This is a genomic window from Pseudomonas thermotolerans DSM 14292, assembly GCF_000364625.1.
Classification (GTDB): domain Bacteria; phylum Pseudomonadota; class Gammaproteobacteria; order Pseudomonadales; family Pseudomonadaceae; genus Aquipseudomonas; species Aquipseudomonas thermotolerans.
In genome coordinates, this window is the sequence record NZ_KB822599.1 from 165941 (window position 1) to 180502 (window position 14562).

Annotated in this window: 15 protein-coding genes and 1 tRNA gene; 3 read left to right on the forward strand and 13 right to left on the reverse strand. The window is 69.9% G+C overall.

Annotated features, from left to right (window positions below; all coding sequences use genetic code 11):
- Position 1: 1 nt before the first annotated feature.
- From H165_RS0100860 to H165_RS18210, 3 genes are all read right to left on the reverse strand, one after another.
- Positions 2-2002: a hypothetical protein gene (locus tag H165_RS0100860; RefSeq protein ID WP_211206280.1), complete on the reverse strand. Its 2001-nt coding sequence runs from the start codon at positions 2000-2002 to the stop codon at positions 2-4.
- A 161-nt stretch (positions 2003-2163) separates the two neighbouring features.
- Positions 2164-2358, reverse strand: a complete 195-nt coding sequence (locus H165_RS0100865) for a hypothetical protein (RefSeq protein WP_017937003.1) — start codon at positions 2356-2358, stop codon at positions 2164-2166.
- 213 nt (positions 2359-2571) lie between these two features.
- A complete protein-coding gene (locus H165_RS18210; RefSeq protein WP_017937004.1) occupies positions 2572-2781 on the reverse strand; it encodes a helix-turn-helix domain-containing protein in 210 nt (69 codons plus the stop codon).
- A 160-nt stretch (positions 2782-2941) separates the two neighbouring features.
- Here H165_RS18210 and H165_RS0100875 point away from each other — a divergent pair, with 160 nt between their 5' ends.
- The gene (locus H165_RS0100875; RefSeq protein ID WP_017937005.1) at positions 2942-3385 is read left to right on the forward strand and encodes a helix-turn-helix domain-containing protein; all 444 of its coding nucleotides are present in this window, start codon (positions 2942-2944) and stop codon (positions 3383-3385) included.
- Positions 3386-3445: 60 nt separating this feature from the next.
- On the opposite strand, the gene H165_RS18215 is transcribed toward H165_RS0100875, so the two are convergent.
- The 7 genes from H165_RS18215 to H165_RS0100910 all read right to left on the reverse strand — a co-directional run bounded on the left by H165_RS18215 (position 3446) and on the right by H165_RS0100910 (position 8505).
- Positions 3446-3994: a VOC family protein gene (locus tag H165_RS18215; protein ID WP_017937006.1), complete on the reverse strand. Its 549-nt coding sequence runs from the start codon at positions 3992-3994 to the stop codon at positions 3446-3448.
- Positions 3995-4020: 26 nt separating this feature from the next.
- Positions 4021-4779: an SDR family NAD(P)-dependent oxidoreductase gene (locus H165_RS0100885; protein WP_017937007.1), complete on the reverse strand. Its 759-nt coding sequence runs from the start codon at positions 4777-4779 to the stop codon at positions 4021-4023.
- A 26-nt stretch (positions 4780-4805) separates the two neighbouring features.
- A complete protein-coding gene (locus tag H165_RS0100890; protein WP_017937008.1) occupies positions 4806-5138 on the reverse strand; it encodes an amidase family protein in 333 nt (110 codons plus the stop codon).
- A gap of 127 nt (positions 5139-5265) precedes the next feature.
- Positions 5266-6033 carry a phosphonate ABC transporter, permease protein PhnE gene (gene phnE, locus H165_RS0100895; RefSeq protein ID WP_017937009.1) on the reverse strand — a complete coding sequence of 256 codons (768 nt, stop codon included), beginning with the start codon at positions 6031-6033 and terminating at the stop codon, positions 5266-5268.
- Positions 6030-6857, reverse strand: a complete 828-nt coding sequence (locus H165_RS0100900) for a PhnE/PtxC family ABC transporter permease (protein WP_017937010.1) — start codon at positions 6855-6857, stop codon at positions 6030-6032. Before H165_RS0100900 ends, phnE begins: the two co-directional genes overlap by 4 nt.
- Complete coding sequence (locus H165_RS0100905) at positions 6851-7657, reverse strand: phosphonate ABC transporter ATP-binding protein (RefSeq protein ID WP_017937011.1); 807 nt, start codon at positions 7655-7657, stop codon at positions 6851-6853. The genes H165_RS0100900 and H165_RS0100905 overlap by 7 nt, the downstream gene beginning before the upstream one ends.
- On the reverse strand, positions 7654-8505 hold the full coding sequence (locus tag H165_RS0100910) for a putative selenate ABC transporter substrate-binding protein (protein ID WP_017937012.1): 852 nt from the start codon (positions 8503-8505) through the stop codon (positions 7654-7656). The genes H165_RS0100905 and H165_RS0100910 overlap by 4 nt, the downstream gene beginning before the upstream one ends.
- Positions 8506-8668: 163 nt before the next feature.
- Between H165_RS0100910 and selD the strand changes: the two genes are divergently transcribed.
- Positions 8669-9703 (forward strand): selenide, water dikinase SelD, encoded by a 1035-nt coding sequence (selD, locus tag H165_RS0100915; RefSeq protein ID WP_017937013.1) that lies wholly within the window; start codon positions 8669-8671, stop codon positions 9701-9703.
- Positions 9703-10809, forward strand: a complete 1107-nt coding sequence (mnmH, locus tag H165_RS0100920; RefSeq protein ID WP_017937014.1) for a tRNA 2-selenouridine(34) synthase MnmH — start codon at positions 9703-9705, stop codon at positions 10807-10809. The genes selD and mnmH overlap by 1 nt, the downstream gene beginning before the upstream one ends.
- A 78-nt stretch (positions 10810-10887) precedes the next feature.
- Here mnmH and H165_RS0100925 read toward each other — a convergent pair.
- The 3 genes from H165_RS0100925 to selA all read right to left on the reverse strand — a co-directional run bounded on the left by H165_RS0100925 (position 10888) and on the right by selA (position 14512).
- Positions 10888-10983, reverse strand: a tRNA-Sec gene (locus tag H165_RS0100925).
- A 206-nt stretch (positions 10984-11189) separates the two neighbouring features.
- The gene (gene selB, locus H165_RS0100930; protein ID WP_017937015.1) at positions 11190-13109 is read right to left on the reverse strand and encodes a selenocysteine-specific translation elongation factor; all 1920 of its coding nucleotides are present in this window, start codon (positions 13107-13109) and stop codon (positions 11190-11192) included.
- Positions 13106-14512: an L-seryl-tRNA(Sec) selenium transferase gene (gene selA / locus H165_RS0100935; protein ID WP_017937016.1), complete on the reverse strand. Its 1407-nt coding sequence runs from the start codon at positions 14510-14512 to the stop codon at positions 13106-13108. The genes selB and selA overlap by 4 nt, the downstream gene beginning before the upstream one ends.
- Positions 14513-14562: the final 50 nt, after the last annotated feature.

A 14562-nucleotide genomic window follows, 5' to 3' on the forward strand; every position in this document is an offset into this window, starting at 1 on the left:
CTCAAAACCCCAGCGCCCGCGCGGCCTTCGTCTCCTCGTCCTCGAAGGCCAGCCTTGTGAGCGCCTCTGCCTCTTTGGCCGCCTTGGCCCGCGCCATCAGCGCCTTGGCCTGCTCTGAGAGCTCAGCGCGCGCCCGCGCATAGGCCGCCGCCATGTCGGCCAGCTCGCCGCTGGCCTCCACCACCTCGGCGGCCTCGCTGGCGCGGTCCAGCGTCGCCTGCAATCCGAGCATCTGCGCCCGGAAACCGGCCACCTGCGCCTGATCCAGCGCGCCGCCGGCCTGCTCCACCTTCTCGGCCATGAGCAGCCGCAGCGCCTGGCGGCGGCGGCCCGCCTCCTTCGCCCCGGCCTCGTCCAGAATCCCGAACACCCGCTCCGGCGCGGCCACGCCCAGCACCTCGCCACGGTGGATGACCAGCAGCGCCTCGAACTCCGGCGCTGCGATGCGCGGGTAGGCCACCTCCACCCGGCCCTCGATCCCCATCAGGAAGTCCGCCGTCCAGGTCATGCCGCGGTACTGGATCGCGCCGCGGCTCACCGTGCGCACCTCGCGGTCGGCAAAGGCCAGCATCAGCGCCACACGGTCGATGCGCATCGGCTTCCAGCCCGCATCGAGCGCCCGGTCGATCTTCTGCTGCGGGGAGAGGCCGCCCATGTGCTCGCCGCCCTGCGGCGTGGCGTGGTAGTCGGCCAGCGTCGCAGCCAGCCACTGCCGCACCGCCTCGTAGTCGCTCACCACCGGAGCCTTGCCCAGGCTGGCCACCTTCTTGGCCATGCGGTTGCCGCCCACATAGCCCAGCCACCAGCCCAGCCAGCGCCCGAGGTTGCCGAACTGCCCCTCGATGCGCTTGCCACGCGGATGGAACGGGATCGAGCGCACCACCCGCCCGCTTTCCGGCAGCAGCGCCGCCTCATCCGCCCGGAAGCGCTGGCCGGTCAGCTCCGCCAGCTGCGCCCAGGCAAACAGCAGCTCCTCCCACTTGTATTCGCTGCCGTTGTCCAGGTAGAGCCGCTTGGGCGCGCCAAATGGCGCCTGCTCGCACATGCGGGCAAAGGAGGCGGCCACGTGCTCGCGCCGCACGCCTTCGCCCTTCTCGCACAGGAAAAGGTCGATCCACAGCCAGTTCGTGGCCACGTCGTGCCAGCTGATCATCCGCGCATAGGCCGTGCTGCCATCCGGCCGCGCCACCGGGATATCGAGCGGCGAGATGTCGCCGCACACCAGATCGCCCGGCATCAGCCCCGCCGCCGTGCGCTTCACCGGCGTCAGGTTCCGGTCATAAATCCCCTTGGCATCGCGCCGCGCCCGGCCCGCCACGCGGAACTGCTGGCCCTCGGCCTCCACGAAACGGCGCGGGCAGGGCAGAGAGAGCAGCCGCGCCACGAGATCGCTCGGCGCGCCCATCTCGTGCAGCACCCGGCCCACGGCGGCGGTGGCGGTCAGCCACGCCTGCCGCGCCGACGGCGCGCCGCCCACCCAGGCCGCGCGCACCGCCTGCACCATCCGCTCGGCCAGCTGCGCCACATCCAGGCCGGTGGCACGCGCCGCATCCTCGGCCCACACCATCCACGGCGCAGACACCACCACCCGCGCCTGCCCCCGGTCGGCGCGCATGCCCATGCGGGCAATCGCAATCAGCCCGCCATCGCGCGCCTTCTCAGCCAGCCGGTACACATGCTGCCAGCCGCAGCCCAGCGCCTCGCCGATGCGCTCGGCCAGCGCCCGCCGCCCGCGGTGCCGCTCGGGAAGATCGAGCAGCGGCCGCAGCGCGATCATGATCTCCCGCGCCCGGCGCACACGCTCGAAATCCGCCTCCGTCGGGCGCCGCGCCCCCACCAGCCGGCCCACCAGGATCGCGTCGGAAAGGTCGTCATCACTGGCAGCCTGTAAGGAATCCTTAAATGTTGCCCGCGTGGTGGCGGTGGCAGCCGGAATCGAACCGGCCCCACGGGTTAGCTGCCCGCTGCCCGCGTTCGCCGCCGCCGTCGCGGAGGCGACCATCGGGTACCCCTGCGGCACGGCAGTACTGCCGCCCGCAGCGGAGGCGCCTCCAGCGCCACCCCCGCCGGCGAGCCCACCCGCGCCGGTGGCCGCCGGGCTGGTGTGGACGGGGAGAGGGCACGCCCCCGCCTGGATGGGCTCGCCGCCGGGGGCGGGCGGGGTCAAAAGGCTGGCCACGGTGCGCCCACGGCCCGGCAGTGCGCCAGCAACTCCGAGATGGCCTCCTTGCGCGTCTTGTGCCATTGCGTGCGCAGATACTCGCCCTGCCCGTCCCACAGCATCAGCATCCAGCGCCGGCCCACGCGCGTGAGCGTCGCCACCATCAACTCGGTCTCTGGGTGCGTGACCATGTCCATTTCCGACTCCGTTCATCTGCGCGACCGCCTGCCGTGCTTGGTACAACTCGACCGCCTGCCGCACGTCCTGAGGCAGCGCTTCGGGCCGGTAAACCCGCCGCCGCCCGCCACGGCAGGTCTGCTCCTCGTAGGGCCAGCCTTCTCGGCTGGCTCTCTTCTTCACGGCGTCTTTTGTTACGCCTAGCGCATCGGCGAGATGCTCAAGTGTGTAACTCATTCGAGCACCCCATCCTTGATGCCAAGGAGTACCGCGGCTCGATGCGCCTGACCGCGGCGACCAATGAAGCGCCCCTGAAGAAGGCCATAAACGATGCGCTCGCTCACGCCTATCTCACGGGCAAACTGCTTGATGCTCTTGCCTCGCCGCTCCAGATCCCGGCGGGCTTCCTCAATGGTTCTCACGTGTGTCATGTTTTGTGCCATGATTGGACAACATCATGGCAGGAATATAGCTCAACTGTGGAACTTGTCAAGCGCAATCGTGGAACAAGATGTTCCCCACTTGTCCCCTCTTTAAAGCGGGGAAGCGGGGAAATTCCCCACTTTCGCGTTCCCCACTTGGCATCAAAGTAGGGAAGGTCATATGTCTGACATCGCGAAGCGCATCAAGGCATGGAGGCACGCGCTTGGGCTGACGCAAGAAGAGTTCGCCCGCCGCTCCGGCATTCCAAAGCGGACGATTGTTGGCTACGAGAATGCTGAACGCGACCCAGGTTCTGCGGCTCTCGCTGCCATCGCCAAGACCGGCGTGAACATGACGTGGCTGCTCACCGGCGAAGGCGAGATGCTGCCGGGCAAGCAAGAAAAAACGGCGGAAAATCAAGCGGATAGCGCATCGCTCGATGCGCTCGCGGGTCGTCATGCCAGCCGCTGGTCCAAGCTCATCGAGCTAGTCGAGAGCGCCCCCTCACCAGAGGAGGCGGAGGCGATATTGGACGAACTCTTCGCGCGCGCTCGTGAAAAGACAGAACTAGCCGAGCTCCGCCAGGCCGTCCGCGAACTGACGGCCAAACAAAAGCGCGCGTGATCCCCCCCCGTTTTTTGTCGCCTGCAATGCGTGCACGGCGGCACGGCGTGGCAATGATGCCTAAGCCATTGATTTCACGGAATTTTTCGCCTCATCACGCCACTTCACGCGACTTTTTGTCGCCTCGACTTCTTCGCCTCTAATCTTTACCCCCTCATCGGTGATCAGTGCCACGTGGCCTATGCCCATGTCGCCGGTGCGGAAGCCGCCCAGGGGGCGACCCGGCACGAAGGGGGTGGCGGCATCGGCGAGGCCATGGCAGACCTCGAGGCGCACGCCGTCCGGATCGCGGAAGTGGATCATCCCGGCCACTCCGCGCAGGGCCAGCTCTTCGGCAGTGCCCTCGGTGGTGGCGTAGCCCGCCTCTTCCAGACGCTGGCGGATGGTCTGCAGCTGTTCGGCGTTATCCAGCTCGAAGCCCATGCCCATGCTGGCCTGGCCCTCGGTGCGGGTGACCAGCAGGCGCTGGAACTTCTCGTCGGCGCGCAGGCGCACGCACCGGCCGGCTTCCACCACCTCGACCTGCAGACCGATATGCTTCTCGGCCTGCTCCATCCAGGCTTCCAAATGCGGGGTTTCCACCACCACATAGCTGAGTGCTTTGATCATTTCTTGTTCTCCATTGCCTGCCGCGCTCACTGGGCGACCATGCCGCCATCCACCGACAGGGCGCTGCCGGTGACATAGGAGGCCTGGTCGGAGAGCAGCCAGAGCACGGCTTCGGTGACCTCGCGGGGCTGGCCGATGCGGTGCATGGGCACCCCGTCGTCGTACATGTGGTCGTCACCGCCGGTGACACGGTCGTAGCTGGGGGTCTTGATCGGCCCGGGGCAGACGGCATTCACACGGATACCCTGGGTGGCGTAGTCCAGCGCGGCAGCCCGGGTGGCACCGACGATGCCGTGCTTGGAAGCCACGTAGTAGGCAGTCTCGGGCATGGCCTTGAGACCGAAGATGGAGGCGTTGTTGACGATCGCTCCGCCGCCGTTCCTGAGCATGGCGGCCGCCTCGTACTTCATCATGTACAGCACGCCCTTGAGGTTGATATCGATCACCTCGCTGAGGTCGGCATCCGGTGTGGCATGGATCGGGTTGAAGGCGCGCTGCAGCCCGGCGTTGTTGAAGGCCCCGTCGAGGCGCCCGTAGCTGTCCATGGCCAGGGCCACCAGGGCCTCGCAATCCGCCGCGCGGGACACGTCGGTGCTGCGGAACAGGGCCTGGCCGCCGGCGGCGCGGATCTCCGCCAGCAGGGCCTCGCCGGCTGCGGCGCTGCGGTTGCCAATGACCACTCGGGCGCCCCGGGCGGCCAGGGTGAGGCAAACATCGCGCCCCATGCCGCTGGCCCCGCCGGTGACTATGACCACCTTGTCCTGCCAGTATTGGTTCTGACTCATGGCTTCTCTCGTTTCCGTTCGGTGAATCAGGCGCGGGGGATGCGCCCGAAGATGCTTTCCAGGGCCTGGCCGATGGCCAGCAGGCGGCGGTCGCTCCAGGCCGGACCATCCAGCTCGATGCCCACCGGCAGCCCCGAACGGCTACCCAGCCCTATGGGAAGCTGGATGCCGGGCAGACCGGCGCTGGCCGACGGCTCGGTGTTCTGGATCAGACGCGCGAAGTTGCTCGGCAGGTTGACCTCCTCGTTGGCCAGAGGCGCCACCACGCAGGTGGTGGGGAAGATCAGGGCGTCCACTTGGTACTGCTCGAAGAGATCCTGGTAGCGCTCGCGCAGGGCCTGCCGGCCCCTGCCCCTCACTCCCGTGACGGCGGCGGTTATCCGCAGAGTGCAGGATTTGCTGGTGGAAGATGGGCGCCAGGCCGGCGCGGCCGGCAGCGGAGTAGCGCCCTGCCCCGCGTAGTCGCTGTGCTCGCAGCTGCGCTGCTCAGGTGCGCACCCAGCGCTGTCGCGCCCAGCCGCTCAGCCCGTCCACCGCGAAGACCAGCGCCAGCATGGCGAGGATCACGCTGGCGGCCTGGGCTTCCTGGAACAGGCTGAGACTGACGTAGAGCATCTGGCCGAGGCCGCCGGCGCCGACGAAGCCGAGCACACTGGCCATGCGGATGTTGTTCTCCCAGCGGTACAGGCTGTAGGCCAGGAGCTGCGGCCAGAGGTTCGGCAGGGTGCCGTAGACGAAGGCGGCGACCTGGCCGCCGCCCTGCAGGCGGATGGCCTCGGCAGGTTCCGGCGAGGTGTTTTCCAGCGCCTCGGCGAACAGCCGGCCGAGCACCCCGGCAGTGTGCAGGGCCAGGGCCAGGGTGCCGGCATTCGGGCCGAGACCGGCGGCGAGCACCATCAGCGCGGCCCAGACCAGCTCGGGAATCGCCCGCAGGGCGTTGAGCAGCAGGCGCGCGGCGCTCTGGGCGAGGGCGCCGAAACGCCCGGCGGCGGGCAGCGCGAGGAGTAGGCCGAGCAGCGCCGCCAGCAGGGTGCCGAGCGCCGACATGGCAAGGGTTTCCAGCGCGCCCTGGGCGATGGCGCGCAGGTGCCCGGCGCTCAAGTCTGGGCTCAGGAAGCGCACCGCATAACCGCCCATGGAACCCAGGCTGTCCGCGCCGAACAGGCTGGCGAGGTCCAGCCCCAGGTAGCGGAACGAGACGACCACCGCCACGCCGATGGCCAGCAGGATCGCGAAGTTGATCAGGCGCTTCATGTCAGCCTCGCGCGTAGCAGGCGGCTGAGCAGGTCGGCGAGCAGCACCAGAACCAGAAAGGTGATCAGGATGCTGGCCACCTCGCCGCCGGCGAACATGCGCAGCGACAGGTCGATCTGCTGGCCAAGTCCGCCGGCGCCGACGAAGCCCATTACCACCGAGGCGCGCACCGCGCATTCCCAGCGGTACACGGTGTAGGACAGCAGCTCCGCCGCGGCATTGGGCAGGATGCCGTAGAGGAAGGCTTCCAGCCGCCCGCCGCCGGCGAGCATCAGCGCCTGGGCGGGGCGCTGGTCCACCGACTCGAAGATTTCCGCGTATACCTTGCCGAGCATGCCGCTATAAGTGATGGCGATGGCCAGCACCCCAGCGGTGGGACCGAGGCCCACGCCGCGCACGAAGAGCAGCGCCCAGACCACCTCCGGCACGCTGCGCAGGAAGATCATCAGGCCACGCACCGGCCAGCGCAGCAGGCGCCCCCACCAGGCCGGACGGCCGCCGCGCGGCAGGGCCGACAGGGACAGCGCGCGGCTGGCCAGCAGCCCGGCCGGCACGGCGATCAGCAGCGCCAGGGCCATGCCGGCGGTGGCGATGGCCAGGGTCTGCAGGGTGGCCTCGGCGAGCAGGTCGAGGAACTCGGCATCATGGGCCGGCGGCCAGAAGCCGGAAAGGAACTGGCCCATCTCGCTGGCGCTCTCGCCGCTGAAGAACACCCCCAGGTCCAGCTCGCTGAGGCGAATGCCCGGCCACAGCAGGAGGATGACCAGCAGCGTGATCAGCAGGCGCGGCAGGCTGGCCGGGTCGCGGACGTCGCTCTTCAGCATCGGGGAATCTGCACCACCAGGGGCACTGCGGCCGGCTGCGGGACTGGCGGCGAGGCCAGCTGTTCGTTGGCATAGAGCGCATCGAGCAGCTCCGACCCCACCTCGCCGGCCGGAAGGTCGAAGACCACCTGGCCGGCGCGCAGGCCGATCACCCGCGGGAAGTGGGCAAGCGCCAGCTCCACGGCGTGCAGGCTGGCCACCAGGGTGACGCCGTGCTCGCTGGCATGGCGGCAGAGGATGCCCAGAGTGTGGTCGGCGAGCACCGGGTCCATGGCCGACACCGGCTCGTCGGCGAGCAGCAGTTCGGGGCGCTGGTAGAGCACCCGGGCAATGCCGACGCGCTGCAGCTGGCCGCCGGAAAGCTGCTGGCACTGGGCGAACAGCTTGTCGGCCAGATCCAGCTTGGCCAGCTCGGCACGGGCGCCGGGGACGTCCAGCGGATGCAGCAGGTTGATCAAGCTCTTCGCCAGGCTCCAGTCGCCGAGCCGGCCGGCCAGCACCGCGGTGACCACCCGCTGGCGCGGCGGCAGGGGCGGCGTCTGGTGGACCAGACCGATGCGCGCGCGCAGGCGCTGTCGCTGGCGGGCGGAGAGCTGCCAGGGCCGGCTGTCGAGCACTTCCAGCACGCCGGCGGTGGGCCTGAGGCCGGTGGCCATCAGATTGAGCAGGCTCGACTTGCCGGCCCCGGACGGGCCGATGATCGCCACCCGCTCGCCCGCGGCGATGCGCAGGCTGACTTCACGCAGGGCCGTGGAGCCATTGGCATGCCGCAGCCCCACGGCTTCGAGGTTCAGGGTCATTTCAGCAGGCCGGCGGCGCGGGCAGCCTCCTCGATCCCCTTGTAATTCTCCGGCCTGGTCTCGACGAAGCGGCTGGCCGCCTGCAGGTCGAGGATCTCCTTGTGCTCCGGGTTGGCTGGATCGAGGGCCAGGAAGGCCTGCTTGATCTTCTCCGCCAGCGCCGGATCCAGGGTGCCGCGCACCGTCCAGTTGTAGTCGTAGTAGGTGGGCGTGGTGGCGAACACCTTGACCTTGGCGGTGTCCACCTTGCCGCTGTTGACCAGCTTCTCCCAGACCGAGGCGTTGAGCACGCCGCCGTCCACCTTGCCGGACTGCACCCAGGCCACGGTGGCGTCATGGGCGCCGGAGTAGGCCACGCGGCTGAAGAACTCCTCGGGCTTGATGCCATCCTGGAGCATGAAGTAGCGCGGCATCAGGCTGCCGGAAGTCGAGGAGATCGAGCCGAAGGCGAAGGTGCGGCCCTTCAAGTCCTGCAGGCTCTTGACGTTCGGGTCGGCGCTGATGAACTTGCTGGTGAACTGCTGGTCCTGCTCGCGCTGCACCAGCGGAACGGCATTACCGGTCTTCAGATACACCTGGACGAAGGTGAAGCCGCCCAACCAGGCCATGTCGAGACGGTCGGTGGCCAGCGACTCGACCACTGCCGGATAGTCGGCGACCGGCACGAACTTGACCTCCATGCCCAACTGCTTCTCCAGATAGGCACCGAGCGGCTTGAACTTGCGCAGCAGCTCGGTGGGCGCCTCGTCGGGAATCGCCGAGACCCGCAGGACATCGGCGGCCTGGGCGAATACGGCGGAAACGGACAGCGCGAAACCGGCAGCAAGCGCCAGGGTGCGTTTGAGCATGATGGATTCTCCGGTTCAATGGCGGAAAAGGCCCTGGGAGTATAAATGCCTGTATGGGGTTTCGCCCGGAAAGCCTGGCCAACGGTCCGATAGAGCCAAGCAATTCGCGGCCGCATCCCGCTAGAACCTATAATCCCCGCCCCCGCGTTACGAGGACCCTGCCATGAGCGAAGCCATCCGCCTCACCCAGTACAGCCACGGCGCCGGCTGCGGCTGCAAGATTTCCCCCAAGGTGCTGGAGGTGATCCTCGCCGGCAGCGGCGCGCAGAACCTCGATCCGAAGCTCTGGGTCGGCAACGCCTCGCGCGACGACGCCGCGGTCTACGCTCTGGACGAGGAGCGCGGCGTGGTGTCCACCACCGACTTCTTCATGCCGATCGTCGACGACCCCTTCGACTTCGGGCGCATCGCCGCCACCAACGCGATCAGCGACATCTACGCCATGGGCGGCGACCCGCTGATGGCCATCGCCATCCTCGGCTGGCCGGTCAACCTGCTGCCGCCGGAAGTGGCCCGCGAAGTGGTGCGTGGCGGCCGCGCGGTATGCGACGAAGCCGGCATCCCGCTGGCCGGCGGCCACTCCATCGACGCCCCGGAGCCGATCTTCGGCCTGGCGGTGACCGGCGTGGTGGACAAGCGCCACCTCAAGCGCAACGACAGCGCCAGCGTCGGCTGCCGCCTGTACCTGACCAAGCCGCTGGGCATCGGCATCCTCACCACCGCGGAGAAGAAGGCCAAGCTGCGCGCCGAGGACGTCGGCCTGGCCCGCGACTGGATGTGCACCCTGAACAAGCCCGGCAGCCGCTTCGGCAAGCTGGCCGGGGTCAGGGCGATGACCGACGTCACCGGTTTCGGCCTGCTCGGCCACCTGGTGGAAATGGCCGATGGCAGCGGCCTCACCGCGCGCATCGAGTACGACCGCGTGCCGCGCCTGGCGGGCGTCGAGCACTACCTGGCCGAGGGCTGCGTGCCCGGCGGCACCCACCGCAACTTCGACAGCTACGGCGAGCGCATCGCCCCGCTGGACGAACAGCGCCGCCTGCTGCTCTGCGACCCGCAGACCAGCGGCGGCCTGCTGGTCGCGGTGAGCCCCGAGGGCGAGGCGGAATTCCTCGCCGTGGCCGCCGAGCTGGGCCTGCAGCTCGCCCCCATCGGCGAGCTGGTGGAGCGAAAGCGGCACGCGGTCGAGGTGCTGTGATGCGCACCGACACCGCCGACTACCGCGAGCTGTTCCTCGCCGACACCCCGCTGATGGACGTGCGCGCTCCGGTGGAATACCGCAAGGGCGCCTTCCCCCACACCATCAACCTGCCACTGATGGACGACCTGGAGCGCCAGAAGGTCGGCACCTGCTACAAGTACCGCGGCCAGCAGGCAGCCATCGAACTGGGCCACCAGCTGGTCTCCGGCAGGCTCAAGGAGGAGCGCATCGCCGCCTGGGCGACGTTCGCCCGCGCCCATCCCGACGGCTACCTGTACTGCTTCCGCGGCGGCCTGCGCTCGCAGATCGTCCAGCAGTGGCTGAAGAGCGAGGCGGGCATCGACTACCCACGGGTGATCGGCGGCTACAAGGCGCTGCGCAGCTTCCTGATCGACACCACTCAGCAGGCGGTGGCGGAATGCGACTTCGTGCTGGTCGGCGGCCTCACCGGCTGCGGCAAGACCGAGGTGATCGCCGCCCTGGACGACGGCTTGGACCTGGAAGGCCTGGCCAACCACCGCGGCTCCAGCTTCGGCAAGCGCGCCACTGGGCAGCCCGGGCAGATCGACTTCGAGAACCTGCTGGCCATCGACTTCCTCAAGCGCCGCGCCGCCGGCCGCGAGCACTTCGTGCTGGAGGACGAGAGCCGCGCCATCGGCCGCTGCGCCCTACCCCTGGAGCTCTACCAGGGCATGCAGCGCTTCCCCCTGGTGTGGCTGGAGGACAGCTTCGAGGACCGCGTCGAACGCATCCTGCGCGACTACGTCAGCAACCTGTGCGCCGAGTTCAGCGCCGTGCACGGCGCGGAGAACGGCTTCGCCCTGTTCGCCGAGCGCCTGCTGCAGAGTCTCGCCAACATCACCAAACGCCTCGGCGGCGAACGCTACCAGCGCCTGCACGCCCTGATGCAGGCCGCCCTCGACGAACAGCAGCGCAGCGGCAAGGTCGAGCTGCACCGCGCCTGGATCGTGGGCCTGCTGCGCGAGTACTACGACCCCATGTACGCCTACCAGCGCGCGCAGAAGGACAGCCGCATCGAGTTCGCCGGTGAACGGCAGGCGGTGCTGGAGTACCTGCGCGAGCGCTCGCGGCGCCGCCAGTGAGCAACCTGGCCGGATAGGCGGGAAGCCGGGGGCGGCCTCCCGGATGGGCTTTCCGCCGCCAGGGCGCAAAGCCGGAATTGGCGGAAGGCAGTAGGAGTCGAACCTACCCAGGAACGGCTGCCGTCCCCAACCGGGTTTGAAGCCCGGCCACGCCACCGGGCGTGATTGCCTTCCTTCGCTGGGCCGAGGACTTCTCCTCGCCCGTTCTCAGGCGAACTCCGGGATCGAACCTAGCACATCCTCAGCACCTGGAGTTAGCGGGCGTGGCCTCGACCAGCCTCGCCTGAAAACCTTCGGCCAGGCGCCCTGCCCAGCCCTGGCTGCAACCGGAGCCACACCCCGGATTGCCGCAAGCCCTCCAACCGAACTTGAACGGACGACTACCCCTCCCCCTCGGTCATAAGCGCCAGCGCCGAATCCGCCCTGATTTTCCGCTCGTTGCCATAGCGGCGGGTAAAGCCGATGCGGTCGAAGTATTCGAGGATCTGGATGCCGCGCTTGCGGCCGATGCCGATGCGGTCGCGGAAGCTGGCGGCGCGGATGGTTCCGGTTTCTGCCTGCAGCCGGCGGGCCTCGGTGGCCAGGCGGCGGAGGCTGGCGTCCGGGTAGAACAGGTCCTTGACCACCTGGTGCAGCAGGCCGAGGCGCGCCAGCTTGCGCAGCAGCAGGCGCACGGCGGCTTCCTCGACCTGCAGCTCGCCGGCCAGCTCGCGCACCCAGGGCGGGTCGAAGCCGCCCGCCTCCAGCAGCGGCCAGAGCCGTGACCTGAGCGCCTCGTCCTCGGCGCTGAGCTGTACCCGGTGGTCGGGCAGGTGCAGCCAGGGGCCACTGGCCTGGATGCTGCCGGCCGCCAGGGCCTGTTCCAGCAAGGCGATGAACACCGGGCGCTCCAGCTGCGGCAGGGCGTAGCGGCGCAGGCGGTCGCGGTCGGGGCCGAGCTCGTCGGGCTGCTCGGCGTGAAAGCGCGCCAGGGCGGCATGCAGCTCGGCCAGCAGCTGCGTCCAGCGATCGCTCAGAAACAGCCGCGGGCCCTGGCTGGTGAGCACTTCCTGCACGCCGTCCGGCAGACGCCAGCTGGCCGGGACGCGGTTGAACTGGCGCTCCAGGGCCTGCGGGACCAGGCCGTTGCTGGCGGTTTCCAGGAGCACCGGCAGCGCCGCCTCCAGGCCCTCGCCGCGCAGCGCCGCCAGTTGGGCCAGACGGGCCAGGCTGCGCCTGTCCCGAGCCGGGGCGAAGGGGTCCAGCACACGGCCGCCGCCCAAGGTGCGCTGGGCGCTCTGGTCGCGCAGCACCAGGCGGTCACCGTGCACCGCATGGGCCGGAGCATTGAGCAGCAGCTGGGCGAAGCCGCGCCCCCCCGGAGCCAGGCGCTCGCCCTCCAGCAGGGCGATGCGGGCGGTGACATCCTGGGCGCCAAGGTGCACGTGCACCGGGGTCCAGTGGGCCAGCTCGCGGGTTTCGCTGGCGAGCAGCTGCAGGTCGATGTCGATGCGGGTGGTCGGCGCATGCAGCGCCGGGGCGAGCAGCCAGTCGCCGCGCTGGACGTGCTCCACGGTGAGGCGCTCGCCGGCGATGTTGAGCGCCACCCGCTGGCCGGCGCGGGCGCTCTGCGCAGCGCGGTTCTGGGCGTGCAGGCCGCGCACCCGCACGCGCAGGCCGGCGGGGCTGAGCAGCAGTTCGTCCCCTATCCTGACCTGCCCGGCGAAGGCGGTGCCGGTGGCCACCACCCCGGCACCGGCCACGCTGAAGGCGCGGTCCACCGCCAGGCGGAAGTGCCCGGCGGCGCTGCGCGCCTGCAGCCTTCGCGCCTCCGCCAGCAGCGCCGTGCGCAGGGCCGCGACGCCCTCGCCAGTGACGCTCGACAGGGGAAACACTGGCGCGCCGGCGAGCGGCCCGTCGGCCAGGAGCGCGGCGACCTGCTCGCGCACCTCGACGACCCGCTGGGCGCCGACCCGGTCGCACTTGCTGAGCGCCACCAGAGCGCGGGGAATGCCGAGCAGCTCGACGATCGCCAGATGCTCGCGGGTCTGCGGCATCACTCCATCGTCGGCGGCCACCACCAGCAGCACCAGGTCGATGCCGCAGGCCCCGGCCAGCATGTTGTGGACGAAGCGCTCGTGGCCGGGCACGTCGATGAAGCCCGTGAGCTGGCCATCGCCCAGGTCGGCGTACAGGTAGCCGAGGTCGATGGTGATGCCGCGCGCCCGCTCGGCCGGGCGGCGGTCGCCTTCCAGGCCGGTGAGCGCGCGCAGCAGCGCGGTCTTGCCGTGGTCGATGTGTCCGGCGGTGCCGACGATCAAGCCGCACCCTCCGCGAGCTGCGCCAGCTGGGCGAGGAACGCCGGCTCGTCATCGAGCTGGCGCAGGTCGAGCCACAGGGCGTCGTCGTCGAGGCGGCCGAGCACCGGGATCGGCAGGCCGCGCAGGCGCTCCTCCAGCTGGCGCAGCGCCCGCCCGCGCAGACGCTTGGGCTGTACCGGCCGCACGCAGAGCGCGGCGCTGGGCAGACGGGCCACCGGCTGGGCGCCGCTGCCGATCATTCCCAGCGCCTCCGCCGCGGCGACCTGCCAGCCAGCGCCGAGTACGCCGGCCAGCCGTGGCGCCAGGCGCTCAGCCTGGGCGCGGATGTCCGCCTGCGGGCGGCTGAGCAGGCGCAGGGTGGTGAGCCGCTCGGCCAGGCGATCGGGGTCGCGGTACAGGCCGAGCACCGCTTCTAGCGCGGCGAGGGTCAGCTTGTCGACGCGCAGGGCGCGCTTCAATGGGTTCTTCTTGATCCGCGCGATCAGCTCGCGGCTGCCGAGGATCAGTCCGGCCTGGGGTCCGCCGAGCAGCTTGTCTCCGCTGAAGGTGACGAGGTCGGCGCCGTCGGCCAGGGCCTCCTGCACCGTGGGCTCCTTGGGCAGGCCCCAGCGGGTCAGGTCCACCAGGGTGCCGCTGCCCAGATCCTCCAGGAGCGGCAGACCATGGGCGTGGGCGATGCCCGCCAGGTCGCGGGTGGCCACGCTGGCGGTAAAGCCCTGCACGCTGTAGTTGCTGGTGTGCACGCGCATCAACAGGCCGGTGCGCGGGCCGATGGCGCTCTCGTAGTCGCGGGCGTGGGTGCGGTTGGTGGTGCCCACCTCCACCAGCCTGACTCCGGCGCGGGCCATGATGTCGGGGATGCGGAAGGCGCCGCCAATCTCGATCAGTTCGCCGCGGGAGATGATGCCTTCCTTGCGCGCGCCCAGGCTGTTGAGCGCCAGCAGCACGGCGGCGGCGTTGTTGTTGACCACGGTGACCGCCTCGGCGCCGGTCAGCTCGCGGATCAGCCCGGTGATCAGCTCGTCACGGTCGCCACGCCGGCCGCTGGCCAGGTCGAACTCCAGGTTCAGCGGGTGACGGGCGGCCAGGGCCACCGCCTGGATGGCCTCCTCCGGCAGCAGGGCGCGGCCCAGGTTGGTGTGCAGCACGGTACCGGTCAGGTTGAACACCCGGCGCACCCGGCTGGCGTGGCTGGCGGCCAGGCGTTCGCCGGCACGCCCGGCGAGCACCGCCTCGCTCAGCTCGATGGCGGCCAGCTGGCCGTGGCGCACCGGCTCGCGCAGTTCGTCGAGCAGGTCGCGTAGGGTCTTCAACAGGGCCTCGCGGCCGTAGCGCTGCTGCAGCGGCTGGCAGGCCGGGCTGCGCAGCAGGCGATCGATGGAGGGCAGGCGGATGGCGGTCAAGGCACGAACCTCGCGACGATGGACCGTAGGCAGGTGGAGCAAGTTTAGGC

Coding starts and splice junctions, on each gene's coding strand:
- H165_RS0100860 (WP_211206280.1), bottom strand. CDS start 2,002: ATGGTCGCCTCCGCGACGGCGGCGGCGAACGCGGGCAGCGGGCAGCTA.
- H165_RS0100865 (WP_017937003.1), bottom strand. CDS start 2,358: ATGGACATGGTCACGCACCCAGAGACCGAGTTGATGGTGGCGACGCTC.
- H165_RS18210 (WP_017937004.1), bottom strand. CDS start 2,781: ATGGCACAAAACATGACACACGTGAGAACCATTGAGGAAGCCCGCCGG.
- H165_RS0100875 (WP_017937005.1), top strand. CDS start 2,942: ATGTCTGACATCGCGAAGCGCATCAAGGCATGGAGGCACGCGCTTGGG.
- H165_RS18215 (WP_017937006.1), bottom strand. CDS start 3,994: ATGATCAAAGCACTCAGCTATGTGGTGGTGGAAACCCCGCATTTGGAA.
- H165_RS0100885 (WP_017937007.1), bottom strand. CDS start 4,779: ATGAGTCAGAACCAATACTGGCAGGACAAGGTGGTCATAGTCACCGGC.
- phnE (WP_017937009.1), bottom strand. CDS start 6,033: ATGAAGCGCCTGATCAACTTCGCGATCCTGCTGGCCATCGGCGTGGCG.
- H165_RS0100900 (WP_017937010.1), bottom strand. CDS start 6,857: ATGCTGAAGAGCGACGTCCGCGACCCGGCCAGCCTGCCGCGCCTGCTG.
- H165_RS0100905 (WP_017937011.1), bottom strand. CDS start 7,657: ATGACCCTGAACCTCGAAGCCGTGGGGCTGCGGCATGCCAATGGCTCC.
- H165_RS0100910 (WP_017937012.1), bottom strand. CDS start 8,505: ATGCTCAAACGCACCCTGGCGCTTGCTGCCGGTTTCGCGCTGTCCGTT.
- selD (WP_017937013.1), top strand. CDS start 8,669: ATGAGCGAAGCCATCCGCCTCACCCAGTACAGCCACGGCGCCGGCTGC.
- mnmH (WP_017937014.1), top strand. CDS start 9,703: ATGCGCACCGACACCGCCGACTACCGCGAGCTGTTCCTCGCCGACACC.